The organism is Posidoniimonas corsicana, assembly GCF_007859765.1.
GTDB classification, from domain to species: domain Bacteria; phylum Planctomycetota; class Planctomycetia; order Pirellulales; family Lacipirellulaceae; genus Posidoniimonas; species Posidoniimonas corsicana.
The window spans coordinates 1,485,070-1,499,807 of record NZ_SIHJ01000001.1 but is presented as its reverse complement, the minus strand read 5'-3'; the positions used below and the strand labels follow the sequence as shown (position 1 = coordinate 1,499,807).

14 protein-coding genes are annotated in these 14,738 nt (G+C 68.6%); 6 read left to right on the top strand and 8 right to left on the bottom strand.

Annotation, left to right across the window (positions count from 1 at the left end; all coding sequences use genetic code 11):
* Nucleotides 1–222 precede the first annotated feature (222 nt).
* The 4 genes from KOR34_RS05790 to KOR34_RS05775 all read right to left on the bottom strand — a co-directional run bounded on the left by KOR34_RS05790 (nucleotide 223) and on the right by KOR34_RS05775 (nucleotide 4,743).
* On the bottom strand, nucleotides 223–1,602 hold the full coding sequence (locus KOR34_RS05790) for a phytoene desaturase family protein (protein ID WP_146563020.1): 1,380 nt from the start codon (nucleotides 1,600–1,602) through the stop codon (nucleotides 223–225).
* A 96-nt stretch (nucleotides 1,603–1,698) separates the two neighbouring features.
* Nucleotides 1,699–1,950: an acyl carrier protein gene (locus KOR34_RS05785; protein WP_146563018.1), complete on the bottom strand. Its 252-nt coding sequence runs from the start codon at nucleotides 1,948–1,950 to the stop codon at nucleotides 1,699–1,701.
* Nucleotides 1,951–2,050: 100 nt separating this feature from the next.
* Nucleotides 2,051–3,295: a beta-ketoacyl-[acyl-carrier-protein] synthase family protein gene (locus KOR34_RS05780; protein WP_146563016.1), complete on the bottom strand. Its 1,245-nt coding sequence runs from the start codon at nucleotides 3,293–3,295 to the stop codon at nucleotides 2,051–2,053.
* Between the two features lie 101 nt (nucleotides 3,296–3,396).
* Nucleotides 3,397–4,743 carry a hypothetical protein gene (locus tag KOR34_RS05775; protein ID WP_146563015.1) on the bottom strand — a complete coding sequence of 449 codons (1,347 nt, stop codon included), beginning with the start codon at nucleotides 4,741–4,743 and terminating at the stop codon, nucleotides 3,397–3,399.
* A 31-nt stretch (nucleotides 4,744–4,774) separates the two neighbouring features.
* On the opposite strand from KOR34_RS05775, the gene xylB reads away from it, so the two are divergent.
* Nucleotides 4,775–6,292 (top strand): xylulokinase, encoded by a 1,518-nt coding sequence (gene xylB, locus KOR34_RS05770; RefSeq protein WP_146563013.1) that lies wholly within the window; start codon nucleotides 4,775–4,777, stop codon nucleotides 6,290–6,292.
* 29 nt (nucleotides 6,293–6,321) lie between these two features.
* Here the strand turns inward: xylB and KOR34_RS05765 are convergent, their stop codons facing one another.
* The gene (locus KOR34_RS05765; protein ID WP_146563011.1) at nucleotides 6,322–6,672 is read right to left on the bottom strand and encodes a hypothetical protein; all 351 of its coding nucleotides are present in this window, start codon (nucleotides 6,670–6,672) and stop codon (nucleotides 6,322–6,324) included.
* 343 nt (nucleotides 6,673–7,015) lie between these two features.
* On the opposite strand from KOR34_RS05765, the gene KOR34_RS05760 reads away from it, so the two are divergent.
* From KOR34_RS05760 to KOR34_RS05750, 3 genes are all read left to right on the top strand, one after another.
* Nucleotides 7,016–8,611, top strand: a complete 1,596-nt coding sequence (locus tag KOR34_RS05760) for a DUF2339 domain-containing protein (RefSeq protein WP_146563009.1) — start codon at nucleotides 7,016–7,018, stop codon at nucleotides 8,609–8,611.
* Between the two features lies 1 nt (nucleotide 8,612).
* On the top strand, nucleotides 8,613–9,269 hold the full coding sequence (locus KOR34_RS05755; protein ID WP_146563008.1) for an HAD family hydrolase: 657 nt from the start codon (nucleotides 8,613–8,615) through the stop codon (nucleotides 9,267–9,269).
* A 131-nt stretch (nucleotides 9,270–9,400) separates the two neighbouring features.
* Complete coding sequence (locus KOR34_RS05750) at nucleotides 9,401–9,679, top strand: hypothetical protein (RefSeq protein WP_146563007.1); 279 nt, start codon at nucleotides 9,401–9,403, stop codon at nucleotides 9,677–9,679.
* 3 nt (nucleotides 9,680–9,682) lie between these two features.
* Here KOR34_RS05750 and KOR34_RS05745 read toward each other — a convergent pair whose 3' ends face one another.
* Nucleotides 9,683–10,753: a hypothetical protein gene (locus KOR34_RS05745; RefSeq protein WP_146563006.1), complete on the bottom strand. Its 1,071-nt coding sequence runs from the start codon at nucleotides 10,751–10,753 to the stop codon at nucleotides 9,683–9,685.
* Nucleotides 10,754–10,894: 141 nt separating this feature from the next.
* Here KOR34_RS05745 and KOR34_RS05740 point away from each other — a divergent pair, with 141 nt between their 5' ends.
* Both KOR34_RS05740 and KOR34_RS05735 read left to right on the top strand, forming a co-directional pair.
* Nucleotides 10,895–11,164, top strand: coding sequence for an acylphosphatase (locus KOR34_RS05740; protein ID WP_146563005.1), 270 nt, complete (start codon nucleotides 10,895–10,897; stop codon nucleotides 11,162–11,164).
* 48 nt (nucleotides 11,165–11,212) lie between these two features.
* Nucleotides 11,213–12,697, top strand: a complete 1,485-nt coding sequence (locus tag KOR34_RS05735; RefSeq protein ID WP_146563004.1) for an ABC transporter permease — start codon at nucleotides 11,213–11,215, stop codon at nucleotides 12,695–12,697.
* 124 nt (nucleotides 12,698–12,821) lie between these two features.
* On the opposite strand, the gene KOR34_RS05730 is transcribed toward KOR34_RS05735, so the two are convergent.
* Both KOR34_RS05730 and lpxA read right to left on the bottom strand, forming a co-directional pair.
* Complete coding sequence (locus KOR34_RS05730) at nucleotides 12,822–13,910, bottom strand: Gfo/Idh/MocA family protein (RefSeq protein ID WP_146563003.1); 1,089 nt, start codon at nucleotides 13,908–13,910, stop codon at nucleotides 12,822–12,824.
* Nucleotides 13,907–14,713: an acyl-ACP--UDP-N-acetylglucosamine O-acyltransferase gene (gene lpxA / locus KOR34_RS05725; RefSeq protein WP_146563002.1), complete on the bottom strand. Its 807-nt coding sequence runs from the start codon at nucleotides 14,711–14,713 to the stop codon at nucleotides 13,907–13,909. The genes KOR34_RS05730 and lpxA overlap by 4 nt, the downstream gene beginning before the upstream one ends.
* Between the last annotated feature and the right edge of the window lie 25 nt (nucleotides 14,714–14,738).

Below are 14,738 nucleotides of genomic sequence, written 5' to 3'. Positions count from 1 at the left end.
TGCAGCGAAGACGTGGCGGGGACGCTGTGCCCTACGCTCCGGCGCCGGGCGCCCGCCTATTCTATCAGGTCGCTGGGGGCGGGTCACTGCAACCGCACAGCGGCATAGCCAGCACGCCAAGCGGGATGGGCGGTCCTGTCGGGCCGCCGCGGGTCCGGCGTTGCCAGCGGGAAGACTTGGCCGACAGCGAGGCGTCGCTCGCCGGCCACCACCAACCACCACTCACTCCCGCAGGCAGTGCATGTTCGCCATGCCGATGCCGCTGACGATGCTGCCGATGATGCCGACGAAGCCCTGGTCGGTGCCGCAGATGAAGAGGTTCTCGAGGTGCGTCGCGCCGTCGAGCTGCTTGTCCGGGGCGCCGTACACGGCGCCGTTGTCGTGGCCCGTGAAGCGGACGATGGTGGTCGGGCTGAACATGTCGGTGTCCACCACGCGGCCGCGGTAGTCGGGCACGAACCGCACGGCCGAGTCGACGATGCGGTCGTACCAGCGTAGCTTGGCGAGCTGGTACTCCTCATCGCTCAGGTTGTTCCACCAGTCGAAGTTGGCGAGCACCGTGATCCGCATCACGCCCTCGCCGAGCGACTTGTCGTACTCGAAGTTGTTGGGGCTGCAGATCACGCCGCTCCGCAGGTCGCACGGCTCGGCGGGCGGGGTCCAGTCGAACTGGGGGTGGTCGTTGAAGAAGGTGATGGTGCGGTCGTAGCCGAGCTGCTTGGGGTCGATGTCGAGGGTGGAGATCGTCTCGCAGAAGCTGAGCCTGCCGGGGGAGCGGGAGTCGACCACGGGGGCGCCGTCGTCGCACAGGCGCATGGTCTCGAACCAGCCGGCCGACGAGAGCACGCGGTTGGCCTGCAGGTGCGTGCCGTCCTCGAGCTCGACGCCGATCACGCGGCCGTTCTCCGTGGCGATCCGCTTGACGCCCGACCGCAGCTTCAGCTCACCGCCCAGCGCCTTGTACTTCTTGACCAGGTTCTTGAGGATCAGCCGCACGCCGGCGTGGGGGCGGCCCAGGCCCTCCAGGAAGATGCTGCGGAACATGATGCAGAACTGGCCCCAGTCCATGTCGTGCTCGCGGGCCGAGCCGTAGAACATCAGCGGGCAGAAGAGCATCTCGACGAGCAGGGGCTCCGTGAGGTAGCTCGACACCACCTCGCGGGCCGAGAGCTGCTGGTGTTCGTCGGAGAGGTCGTCGTAGTCGACAATCGCCTCGACAAAGCGGCGCCAGTTGTCAGCCTGGCCGGGGAACTCACGGGCGACCTCGGCCGCGAGCAACTCGGGGTCGTTGTCGAACGCGAGCCGCGCGCCGGGGAACACCACCTGCGAGCCGATCTGCGGCGAGATCTGGAAGTCGTCCCAGGAGAACCGCAACTGCCGCAGCAACCGCGCCAGCGGCCCCTTGCGGGCGCCCTTGGGCGTGATGTTGGTCAGCGCGTGGAGGCCGACGTCGTAGTCGCGGCCGCGGAGCCGGTAGAAGCTGTTCAGCCCGCCGATCGTCCAGTGCTTCTCGACGATCAGCACCCGCTGGTCGTACATCGCCAGCCGGATGCCGGCCGCCAGCCCGCTCATCCCGGCGCCGATGATGAGGGTGTCGTACATGGGGGGTCAGGGGTCAGACGTGAGAGGTCAGGGAGCGCCTTGAAGCCACTGGTCCGAAAGATTCCTGACCTCACACTTCCGACCTCTCGCCTCTCCTCAAAGCTCCGCCATCATCGGCTCGAGGTACGCGACCGTGCTGTCCATGCTGGCCAGGTTCACGTAGTCGTCCTCGGGGATCTGCACGCGGTGCCGCTTGCGGAGCTCCATCACGATGTCGAGGAAGTCCATGGAGTCGAGCTCCATCTGCTCGCGGAAGCTGACGTCGTCCTTCAGGCCGGACAGGTCCTCGTCCGGGGCGATGTCGGCCAGGATGTCGAGGATCTCGGTGCGGATTTCTTCGCGGGTCATTGAATGGCTCTTGGCGGTTAGCTGTTGGCTGCTGGCCCCCCGCCACCAGGCCGTGGCCCAGCGGGCCAACAGCCGATAGCTAGCAGCCAACAGCCCCTAGTCACACTTTATTGATGATCACCACGGAGTTGATGCCGAGCATGCCGAACGAGTTGTTCAGCACGCTGGTGACCCCGTTGGTTTCGTACGGCTCGTTGATGGTCAGGCCGGGCACGTCGCACTGCGGGTCGAGGTCCTCGACGTTGATCGTCGGGTGCACGACCCCGTCGGTGAACGACGGCAGGTTGCCGGCCAGTTCCAGGGCGCCGGCGGCGCCCATCGCGTGGCCGATGTAACTCTTGGTATTGTTGATGCGGGTCGACTCGCAATCGCCGAACACGGCCCGCAGCGCGGTGCACTCTTGGATGTCACCACTCTCTGTAGCGGTCGCGTGCGTGCTGACAATCCCGATTTGGTCGGCGCTCATCCGGGCGCGGCCCAAGGCCATCTCGACGCAGCGGGCCTGCTGCTTCGGGTTGGGCAGCACGAAGTCGCTGGCGTCGGAGTTCATCGCGTAGCCCGCCACCTCGCCGTAGATCCGGGCGCCGCGTTGGGCCGCGTCCTCGTAGCGTTCGAGAATGTACAGGCAGCCCCCCTCGGATACGACAATGCCGTTGCGGCTCTTGTCGAACGGGCGCGACGCGCGGGCGGGGTCGTCGTTCACTGCCAGGGCGCCCTGGCTGGCGAAGCCGGCGAAGATGCCAAACGTGTGGATGCTCTCGGACACGCCGCCGCAGATCGCCACGTCGCACTCGCCCAGCCGCAGCATCTGGGCCGCCTGGATCAGGCCGGCGTTGCCCGCGGCGCAGGCGGCGCCGATCGTGTAGTGCGGGCCGGTGATGCCCATATTGAGCGTGATCTCGCCCGCCGGGTTGTTGGCCACCGTGCGCGGGTTGTGGTGGTGCGACCAGACGCTGGTGTCGTAGTCGTAGCCCTTGATCTCGTTGATCTCGTTCTCGGTCTCGACGTTGCCGTGCTCGGTCACGCCGATGTACACGCCCACCCGCTCTGGGTCGACATTCGGCCAGTCCAGGCCCGAGTCGTTCACCGCCTCGTGGGCGCAGAAGATGCCGATGCTGCCCGCGCGGGTGCCGCGGCGGACGTTGCGGCGTTTCTGGTACTTGCACTCGTCGAAATCGCACACGCCGGCTAGGGTCTTGCCGACGTAGCGGATCTCGTAGTCGCGGACGCCGCTGCGGCCCTCCAGCAGCGCGGCGCGGTACTCGGCCAGCGAGTTGCCGTTGGGCGCCGTGAGGCCGATGCCGGTGATGACGATCCGGTCGTGGGGCGAGGCGGTGCTGATCATACGGGGGAAACAGGCCCAGAGGGCCGGCGGCGGGCGGCTGTGAACAAGCGATTCAACGTATCCGCTCGCCCGCAGATTGACAAGCGGCTCGCCGGGCCGGGCTACCGCTTCGGCGGCGCGTACTGGTCCAGGCCCAGGTGCCGCAGATAGCACCGCCGCTGGCGTTCGCGGCCGACCTCGTCGGTCAGCTCGTCCCACCGCTCGGACGCCCGCCGCAACGCGTCCTCGGGGGAAGCGGACCCGCCTGCCGCCTGCTTCACGGCCTCGTCCAGGACCGCCAGGTACCGCTCGGCCTCGATCAGCCGGGGGACGGGCAGCTGGTGTTCGGACTGCCAGGATTGGTCGGCCGCCAACGCGACCTCCCGACCCAGGCCGGCGCCGCCGATCCCCAGCCAATTGTCCGACGACCGGGACAGGCTCCGCCGCACGTTGGCCACGTGCGGGCCAGCGACGCTGAGCTGCCTCGCGTTGCTCTTGCCGGCGAGCCAGGCCGCCAGCCGGAATGCGGCCGCCGCGTTGCGGGAACCGGCCGTTACGCCGATCAGCCGCCCGTCGACGCCGACCAGGCTGACGCGTCGGGGCGGGCCGCTGACGCTAACCCAGTCGCTGCGCACCGCGTCGTACCTCCGAGGGGCGCCGGGGGGCGTCTGGGCGTGCGTCCAGACGGCCGGTTCGTCGCTGAGCACTCCGTCGCGGAACGGCGTCCTGAGTGCCGCGGTGGTCGGGCCTGCTTTCAGTTGGGCGGCGTCGACCAACTGGGCCAAGGCCGCCACGAATGGGGGAGACTCGATGGCCGGCGCCATGGTTTCTGGATTGAACAACACCGACTCACGCAGGTCATCCACCGCCAACGGCGCTGCACGGGCCAACAACTGCCAGGCGGGCCGGGGCATGCCCGACGGCGACTCTCTAGTCACGAACGGGAAGTACCCGACCGCGTCCCACTGGACCGGCTCCTCCGACGTGGTCGCGACGACCGGCGTCACGCAGCCGATCGGCAGCGCCATGGTGCGGCCGCCGTAGCGGAGCAGTTGGTCGCGGACCGCCGGGTAGAAGTCGTCGAAGGCCAGGGCGTCCGAAGCGAGAGTGCTGTCCCGCACCGGGCGCAGGGCGCCCTCCTCGCACAGCTCGCCGAGTTGAACCGGAGAGAAGATGAGCAGGTCGGTCTCGGCAGCTGCGCCGTCGGCGGCGGGTTCGACGATCTCGAATCCGCCGCCGCTCAGCTCGCGCCATTCGCCGGCGAGCACCTCGATGGCAGACCTGAGTTGCGGGTCATCCCCAAGACCGACCGTGAGCGTTACACTGGTCGCGGGCGTCCGTGACGCAGCCGGCGTCCCTGACTCCTGGTTCTTGGACCCCTGCTGCTCGGGCTGCCGCCAGCAGCCGGTCGCCAAGCAGGCCAGCGCGGCGCACGCCAACCACCAGCGGCAGGCGGCCGTCCCGCGCAACCAACTCCTCCTCCCGAAGGCTACACTGCGAATGAGCGTTCTACTTGGCGTCGACATCGGCACGTCCGGCACAAAGACTATCGCGATCGATCCCACTGGAAAGTTGCTGGGGCAGGCGTCCGCTTCCTACCCGTGCCACCATCCCAAACCGCTGTGGAGCGAGCAAGACCCGGCCGACTGGCGCGACGCCACGTTCAAGACCATCCGCGCGGTAGTGAAGAAGGCCAAGCTCAAGCCGGCCGACGTGCGGGCGATCGGCCTGTCGGGGCAGATGCACGGGTCGGTGTTCCTCGACAAGTCGGACGAGGTGATCCGCCCCGCGCTGCTGTGGAACGATCAGCGCACCGCCGCCGAGTGCGACGAGATCGAGAGCCGCGCCGGCGGCCGCAAGAAGCTGATCAAGATGGTCGCCAACCCGGCGCTCACCGGGTTCCAGGCGCCCAAGATCCTGTGGCTCCGGAACAACGAGCCCCGCAACTTCGCTCGGCTGAAGCAGGTGCTGCTGCCGAAGGACTACGTGCGGCTGCAGCTCACCGGCGAATCGGCCACCGAGGTGTCCGACGCCAGCGGCACGCTGCTACTGGACGTGGTGAAGCGGAAGTGGTCCAAGCCGCTCTTGACCAAACTCGATCTCGATCCGGCGCTGCTCCCTAAGTGCTACGAGTCGGAGGAGGCCACCGGCACGCTCCTGCCCGCGGTCGCCAAGAAGCTCGGCCTGTCGACCGACTGCATTGTGGTGGGGGGCGCCGGCGACTGCGCGGCGGGCGCGGTCGGCAATGGCGTGGTGCAGCGGGGGGTGGTGAACAGCTCGCTGGGCACGTCCGGCGTGGTGTTCTGCCACAGCGACACGCCCGAGTACGACCCCGACGGCCGCCTGCACACCTTCTGCCACGCGGTGCACGGCAAGTGGCACATGATGGGCGTCACGCTCTCGGCCGCCGGTTCGCTGCAGTGGTTCGCCGACGAGCTGTGCCACGGCCCCGGCGGCAAGCCGGTCCCGTTCGACAAGCTTGTCGAAGAAGCGGCCGCGACTCCGGCCGGCGCCGATGGGCTGTTCTTCCTGCCCTACCTGGCCGGCGAGCGCACCCCGCACGCCGACCCGCTGGCCCGCGGCGCCTTCGTGGGGCTCACCCAGTCACACAATCGCGGGCACCTGGTGCGGGCCGTGCTTGAGGGGGTCACCTACTCGCTCCGCGACTGCCTGGACATCATGACCGGCCTGGGAGTGTCGGCAAAAGAAGTCCGCGCGACCGGCGGCGGCGCCAAGAGCGAATTCTGGCGGCAGCTGCAAGCGGACATGTTCGGCGCGCGGGTGGCCGCCATGGCCGCCGACGAAGGCCCCGCGTTCGGCGTGGCGCTGTTGGCCGCGGTCGGCGCCGGCGAGTACAGCTCGATCGCCGAGGCGTGCTCCGCGACGGTCGCGACTACCTCGACCTGCAAGCCGGCGCTCAAGCAGCGGCGGTTCTACGACCGGGGCGTCGAGGTGTACCGCTCGCTTTACCGGTCGCTGAAGGACGACTACCGCGCCATCGCCGACCTCAACGCCTAGCGAAGCGCGACCGTGTCTGCGACGGCCCGCTAGGCGCCGGGCTTGGTCGGCGGCAGGGGCACGTGCGAGCCGCTCTCGTCGATGTCGCCCAGAAAGCCGAGCACGGCGGTCCGCTGGCCGCCCTCGGCGCGGCGGCCGTCGGCGTAGTAGTCCATCAGGTCGCAGTGCAGCTGCACGCCGTCGATGTAGCGGCGTCGCCCCTCGTCGCTGTCGCGAAGCAGGCCCTCGAGCTCGGCGATCTGGGCCTCCTCGATGACTTCGTCGACCAGCAGCGACGTCAGCTCGTCGATGCGGTCGAGCCGCTCGGCCTGCACCGCGGCTTTGGCCGCGTCACGGAGGGGGGAATCGCCGGCGGGGGTGGGGCGGTCGGAATCGCTCATGACGCTTCCTGGAATGGGGCTTGCGGGTAGGGGGGCCTGCCTGCATTGGTACGCAAGCGGGGCGCCAGCGGTTTTCCTCTCGGCTCAACGCCAAGACGATCCGGCAAGCGCACGCGTCTACTACCAGTTTCGTCAAATCGCCACAAGACAATTGGGCGATCTGACGAATGCAGCAGGGTTTCGGGCGGGTTGGTTGGTGACACCGCGGGGTGGGGGGACCGGCGGGCTGGCGTGGGTTGCTAGCGGCCGGGCTGGGGGCGGTGCAACGCGGGTGGCGTCACACCGACGGTGTCCGGTAGGTTGGTCGATTGAAATCCTACCCTGCCCCCCCGCCAAAGCTAGCGTGGAACTGACTTTTTCACGGGAAGATCACAAACCCGCGTCGGCCGCCCGCACGGTTGTCGAGACCCTAGCGATCCTGGCGGTCTTCTTCGTGGCCGCGGGCGACCCGGTCCCGGCGGTCAACGAGCCCCACTACCTCACCCGGTTCAAGCACTACTGGGACCCTTCGTGGTGCCAGGGGGACTTGTTCCTGGAGTCCCCGGACGCGCACCTGACGATCGTGATGCTGGCGGGCTGGGTGACCTACTTCATCAGCCTGCCGATGTTGGCCTGGCTGGGGCGGCTGACTGCCTGGACGCTGCTCGCGTTCGCGTGGCAGCGGCTCAGCTGGCGGGCGGCGCCGGGCGCGTGGTGCTCGGTGCTCACCGCCGCGTTGTGGGTGACCGGCATGGAAGAGCTGCACCTGGCCGGCGAGTGGGTGGTGGGCGGCGTCGAGGCCAAGGCGTTTGCCTACGGCTTCGTGCTGCTGGCCCTGCGCGACTACCTGGACGACCGCTGGGGCCGCGCGTGGGTGCTGCTGGGTATCGCCAGCGCGCTGCACGCGCTGGTGGGCGGCTGGTCGGTGCTGGTGCTGCTGGTCCTGTGGGCGGCTTACCACCGACAGCAGACCCCGCTCGGCAAGATGCTGCCCGGTTTGGTCGCGGGCGGGGCGATTGCGCTCTTGGGCGTTGTGCCGCCGATCGCGATGAACAGCGGCGCCGATCCTGCGGTCGTCGCCGAGGCCAATCAGATCTACGTCTTCTTCCGGCTGCCGCACCACCTGGCGCTGCTGTCGATGCGCGACGACTGGCTTTACAACCGAGCCGCGCGTCACGCCGGCATGCTGGTGCTGCTGGCCCTGTTCAGCTGGCTCGTCAGTCGCCAGCGCCGCCACGACGATCCCGGCGGCCGCGACGACGCGGTCATCCGACTGGTCCGCTTCGCCTGGGGCGCCGCGACGCTGATGCTGATCGGATTTGCAATCGAGCACGGCCTAAGGGACCACCCTGAAACCGCCGCCAAGCTGCTCAAGTACTACTGGTTCCGGCTCTCCGACATCGCGGCGCCGCTCGCGGTTGCGATTGGACTCGGCGCCACGCTGGCGGCCGCCCTCAGGCGGGAGCAGAAGTGGTCAGCGGCGCTGCTCCTGCTCTTAATCGCCCTGCCGGTTTGGCACTTCTACGGCACGATCACCAGCCGCGCGCAATCGCCGCTGCCGCCGGCCGACCGCAAGGTGCGTGACTTCGGTAGCTGGCTGGCCGCCTGCGAATGGGCCCGCGATAATTCTCCGGAGGGGTCGAAGTTCCTGGTGCCGCTGCACTCGTCCAGCTTCAAGTGGCGGACCGGGCGTGCGGAAGTCGTCACCTACAAAGATGTACCGCAGGACGCCCCGCACCTTGTCGAGTGGCGCCAGAGCGTCGAGGATATCTACTACGACACCACGCCGGACGGCCACCGCCGCTCGATCCGGTCACTCTCCCACCTGGGCGCCACGCGGCTGCGGGAACTCGGCCAGAAGTACGGGGCCGACTTTGCGCTGACCGTCAACTACCGACCGGTAAGCCTGCCGGTCGCCTACCAGAACGCCCACTACACCATCTACGACCTGCGAGACTGACGTGCCCCAACCGATCCGCGCAGTGGCGTTCGACATGGACGGCACCATGGCCAACAGCGAGGATGTCTACGAGCACGTCGGCACGGAAACCCTCCGCCGCCGCGGCCACGAGTTCACCGACGAGCTGCGGCACCGCATGATGGGCCAGCCGGCCGCTCAGGCGCTGGCGGTGATGATCGCGCACCACGGGCTGTCCGACACCGTCGAGGCGCTCGAGGCGGAAGGCGAAGAGCTGTTCTGGGAGATCGCGCACACGATCCTCAAGCCGATGCCCGGGGTGGAGCAGATCATCGCCGAGGTCGACCGGGCAGGCCTGCCGCGGTGCGTGGTGACAAGCGGCTCGCGCCGCTACGCGGAGCGGATTCTTGGCGAGGTCGGCCTGACCGGCTTCCAGTTCTACATCACCGCCGACGACGTGAAACACGGCAAGCCCCACCCGGAGCCGTACCTGCAGGCGGCCGAGCGGTTTGGCGTTGAGCCCGCCGAGCTGCTGGTGCTGGAGGACAGCGCCAACGGGTGCAAGGCGGGCGTGGCCGCCGGCGCGGTGACCGTGGCCCTGCCCAACCACCACACGGCCGGTCACGACTTCACCGGCGCGGCGCTGGTGGCCGACACGCTAGCAGACCCCGGCATCCGCAACCTGCTGGGCATCGCCTAGCAGCGGGTCGGCCCCTTCCGGGCGAATCCCTCAACTTCGCCTAATCGCGCCAGCCGTCGCGCGCCGATCTCACAGCAACGGGCGCCGCTGCGCCGACTCGCCACCGCTCGCGTTACGGGAAGGAACCCAAGATGCCCAAGCTCGCCACCCGACTGTTCGCCGCCCTGCTGCTCTCGTGCGGCGCCGCCGCTCAGATCGGCTGCAACGCGTGCGGATCGTGCCACGACTACTCGCGGCCGGTGGCCAACTGCCAGTGCAACGGCTGCACCGACTGCGGGAGCGGCCGAGCGGGCTCCGCCTCGGCCCGCTACTACGCCGAGAACGAGCTGCAGCAGCCGGGCGACACCCTCGACCAGGCGGTGGAGATCGCCCAGCAGCCGATGATGGACGAGGCGCCACTCCGCCGGTAGCGGCTATTGGCCGTCGGCCTCACGCTGGGGGCCGTAGCGGCGGTTGAACACCGCCGGGTCGAACTCGTCGCGCTGGCCCTGCTTCGCGACCCGCTCTTCGACCGATTGGACGAACCGGTCGCGTTCGTGCTGCGCCTTCACCAGATCAAACACGCCCCCCGACGCGGCCTGAGGGCTCGCGGGCTGACTGGCCTCCTCAGGGGGCCGGCAGGCGGCGTTTACCCAGGCGACCAGGTGCGCTTCAAGCGCGGCGTGCCGCCCGGTGAACGCGGCCGTGCTGCGGCCCGCGTGGGGCTGCTGTGCGGCGAGCAGGAGCTCGCTCTTGGCGGGGTCCACCCGGTCCACGTAGCGGAGCGTGGCCGCCAGGTTGGCCTGCGTTGTGCGGTAGTCGCCGGCGCCGTGCAGGATCGACCGGTCGAGGTGGAACTGCTCAGGGCCCAGGCCCTGGTGGCAGCCGCCGGCGGTGCAGTTGTTGACCAGGATCGGCTGGATGCGGCGTGTGAACTGTTCCAGGACGCCAGCGGGCAGCTGCTCCAGCTCGTCGGGCGTCATGGCGGGGGCCGGCGGCTCGACGGTCGCCGAAACAACGCCCGCCGGCGCCTCGTACGCGGCCTGCTGCACCGCGTAGTCTTTGCGGCGGGGGCGGGACTGCTCGAAGAGCTGCCGCTGCAGCGCGGCCACTCGGCGGTCGGCCGGGTCCATCACGCGGGCCTCGAGCAGCTCGCGCGAAGCCTGGGGGAAGAGCCGCTGCTTCATGCACCAGGTCGCCAGACGCAGGTGGTGATCGATATCGGGCCGCGTCTGCTGCGAACGCTTCCAGCGGTAGACCTCCTCGAGGTCGGCCGCCACGTGGACGACGGCGGACTCCTCGAGCCAGACCTGGGAGCCTTCGCCCTGGATCAGCAGCCGCCCGCCCGAGCGGGACACCCGCCCAGTCATGACGTTGCCGTTGGTGAGCAGCACGCACGACGGCGTATCCGGCGCGGCCTGCGCCCGGGCCACGCGGGCGGCGCCGCCCGCGGCGCACAGGCAGAGCGTGACGGTTAGGACGGACCTGCGGGCGTTAAGATTCATGGCGGGCGGAGGTTACGTCCACCGCCCCGCGGGGTCAACCCTAGCCTGTGCTGGCGCCGGCATTTATACTCGGGGGTCTCGGCGCGGGCGGCCATCAGGGCCGCGGCGCCCCGGTTCTGGCCGTGGCGGAGGACGCAGGTTGTGGAGCAGAGGGTCGTCTACTTCGAGGGGCACGTCCAAGGGGTAGGCTTCCGCTACACGACCGCCCAAGCGGCCCGGCCGCTGGCGGTGACCGGCTACGTGCGGAATCTGCCCGACGGCCGCGTGGAGCTGGTCGCCGAGGGCCAGACAAGCGAGATCGACCGGCTGCTAGCGGACGTCCGCGAACAGCTCGGCAGTCACATCCGTAGCGAGCAAACCGACACCCGCCCGGCAACGGGCCAGTACAGCGACTTCCGAGTGGCCTACTAGGTCGGCGGCGCCCGCCTTTCATCCCGTCACCATTCACGATCCCTGACGATGCACCTGCTACCGCTTGCTAACCTGCAGTTGTGGCTCACGCCGCTGTGGATGGTCTCGCTGGGCGTGACGATCGCCGTGGCGCTGCTGCTGGCCGTCTACGCTCTGATCTGGCTGTTCGCCAGGCCGACCGCCGAGCGGATGGCGGTGTCGTTCAACGAGGGCATGCTGCAGCTCATTGGCTACGTGCTGGGGGCGTTCCTGGTCATCTTCGTGCTCGGCGCCGCCACGGCGCCGCGCGAGCTGGTGCTCGACTCGTTCCGCCGCCTGCCCTACGTCGGCGAAGAGTCGGTGACCGTCGAGATCCCGGCCAACACCGAGGACTTTGAGGTCACGGATGTCTCGTTCCAGGCCGAGGAGCTCACCGGCTACAAGTTCACCAGCGACCAGGACGTGCGGGTCGGCATCGAGCCGGGCCAGGCGTACAAGCAGGCGATGGTGGTGCTGGGCGGCGAGGAAGAAGGCTACGAGTGGGCGCCCGGCAGCAAGAACATGCGGGGCTTTGTCGGGCGGGTCGACAAGCTGTACGTCACGAACGAGGGCGACGCGCCGGCCGAACTCACGATGGACTTCGCCACCGACGTCCGCATCCCCGAGGTGCACCACGTCTGGACCACGGTGATCGCGGTGCTGAGCGTATTCGCCATCTACTTCGCCCTGCAGTGGCTGCTGCCGGCGGTGTCGAACATCTCGGTCGCCACGGCCAAGGAGGCGGTCGGGCAGCCGCTGTTCCTGCTGTTCTTGATGATCGGCGCCGCGGCGCTGCTGATCTACATCGTGATCCCGTACAACACCTTCGGCGAAGACGTAAAGATGCTGAAGGACTCGGGCCTGACCACCATCATGGTGCTGGCGATGATCTTCGCCATGTGGACCGCCAGCGCGACGGTGGCCGAGGAGATCGAGGGCAAGACCGCCCTGACGCTCCTCTCCAAGCCGATCAGCCGCCGCCAGTTCATCATCGGCAAGTACCTGGGCATCCTGTGGCCGGTGCTCGTGATGTTTGTGGTGCTGGGGCCGATCCTGATGGCGTGCGTCTCGTACAAGGTGGTCTACGACGCCCGCGAGACCTCCAACCCCCAGCCCAAGTGGGAGGAGTGCTACTACGAGATGAGCCAGGTGCCGACCGGCCTGACTCTGGCGTTCATGGAGACCGCCATCCTGGCCGCCATCAGCGTGGCGATTTCCACGCGGCTGCCGATGATGCCCAACCTGATTATCTGCGGCTCCATCTACGTGCTGGGGCACCTGGGGCCGCTAATCGTGCAGTCCTCGATCGGGCAGATAGAGTTCGTCGCGTTCTTCGGGCGGCTGATCTCGGTGGTGATACCGAACCTGGACAACCTGAACATCCAGGCCGCGATCGCCGCCGGCGTGCCGGTGCCGCCGGTCTACCTCTGGATGGCGGCCGGCTACACGGTGCTGTACTGCACCGCGGCCATGCTGCTAGCGCTGCTGCTGTTCGAAGACCGCGACGTCGCGTAGCCCCGAGGTGCGGCGCCAAGCCGACGGATTACATCCGTCGGACAGCCCCGCTGACAGCTCTTGGCCAGCAGACTTCGGCTGGTGATTCTCCGACGGATGTAATCCGTCGGCTGCGCGAACTCTCTTAGGCCGCCCGCCGGATTGGCGTCTCGATCGGCAGGACCGGCATCGCGGGGGTCGCGAAGGCGCCGTGCCGGCCTTCGGCGTTGCCGTCCCAGCGGTGCTCTTCCACCTTCTGCAGGATCTGCTCCGCCACCCCCACCGCGTCGCGTCCATCAGCGCCGGTGACGCGCGGGGCGCTGCCCGTGGTGATGGCGTGGGCGAAGTCCTTGAGCTCTTCTTCGATGGCGTTGATCGGCGGCGCCTCCTCGGTGGTCTTCACCAGGAGTTCGTCGAACAGGTTCGCCTTGAGGTGGTCCTTTTCGTCGCCGGTCAGCGAGCCAACGTGGAACCCGCGCCGCAGCACGTCCTCGCGCGGCTCGACGAAGGTCGCCTGCCGGGTGTTGAAGTCGACCCCCACGTAGCCGTGGCTGGTGTAGGCCTGCATGGTGCGTTCGAGCTGGAAGCTGACCCGCGACGCGTTGAGCTGCGCCACGCAGCCGTTCTCGAACGTCAGCTGGGCGGTGACCATGTCCTCGTTGTCGCCCAGCACGGACAGGCCCATCGCCTGCACCGAGACCACCGGCGAATGGACCAGGCTGAGCACCAAGTCGATGTCGTGGATCATCAGGTCCAGCACCGCGCCGATGTCGGTCGAGCGGAATGTGTACCCGCTGGTGCGGGTGGTGCGGATCAGCCGCGGGTCGCGGAGCCGCGGCGCGGCGAGCCCGACCGCCGGGTTGAACCGCTCCACATGGCCGACCTGCAGCACCGCGCCGCTGGCGTCGGCCGCGGCGACCAGCTCGTTGGCCTCACCCAGCGTGGGCGTCAAAGGCTTCTCGCAGAGCACGTGCACGCCGGCGTCGAGCAGCTGCTTGACGATCTCGAAGTGCAGGACGGTGGGCGTCGCGACCACGGCGGCGTCGATCTGGCCGATCAGCTCCCGGTAGTCGGCGACCGGCCGGGTAGACGCCTCGGCGGCGACCGCGGTGCGGTGCGACTCGCTCGGGTCGGCCACGGCGACCAGGTCCAGCTGATCAATCCCGGCGGACAGCTTGGCGTGGAACCGGCCCAGGTGACCGGCGCCGACGACTGCGATTCTTGGGAGTGTCATGCGGCCCTCTTTCCTTCTCGGCCACGTCCGTGGCGGCCCTCTTGTTGACCCTCGATAAACGACAGCAGGTCCTGCACGCCGGCGGTGATGCGGTCGGCGCCGCGGAGGACCTCGCGGGCGGCTTCCAGGCCGACCTTCGACCGGTAGAGCAGGCGGTGCGCCTCGGCCAGGCAGTCGATCTCCGCCGGGTCGAAGTTGTTCCGCCGCAGCGCCACGATGTTGATGCAACGCGGCCGGGCGGGGGTGCCCTCGCAGAGCATGAACGGCGGCACGTCGTGCAGCACACGGCTGAGCCCGCCGATGAAGCTGTAGCTGCCGATGGTGGTGTAGTGGTGCACCGCCACGCCGCCGGAGAGCGACGCAAAGTCGTTCACGTGGACGTGCCCGCCCAGCAGCGTGCCGTTGGCGATGATGATGCGGCTGCCGAGCTTGCAGTCGTGCGCGACGTGCGAGTTGGCCATCAGGAAGTTTTCGTCGCCGATGGCGGTGACGCCGTCTTCCTTCTCGGTGGCGCGGTTGACCGTCACGCCCTCGCGGAACATGTTGCCATTGCCGATCACGACCTTGGTCGCAGAGCCGGTGTAGCTGATGTCCTGCGGCTCGCCCCCGATCACCACGTTCGGGTAGAAGGTGTTGTCGCGGCCGATGTCGACGTGGCCCATCAGGGTCACGTTGTTGAGCAGGCGGGTGCCACGCTCGATCCGGACGTTGGCGCCGACCGTGCAGAACGGACCGATCTCGACCTCTTCGTCGAGCTCCGCACGCGGGTCCACCCAGGCGTTTGCTGCAATGCTTGTGGCCATGGGGAGTCTCCTCGGGTAGGCGGGC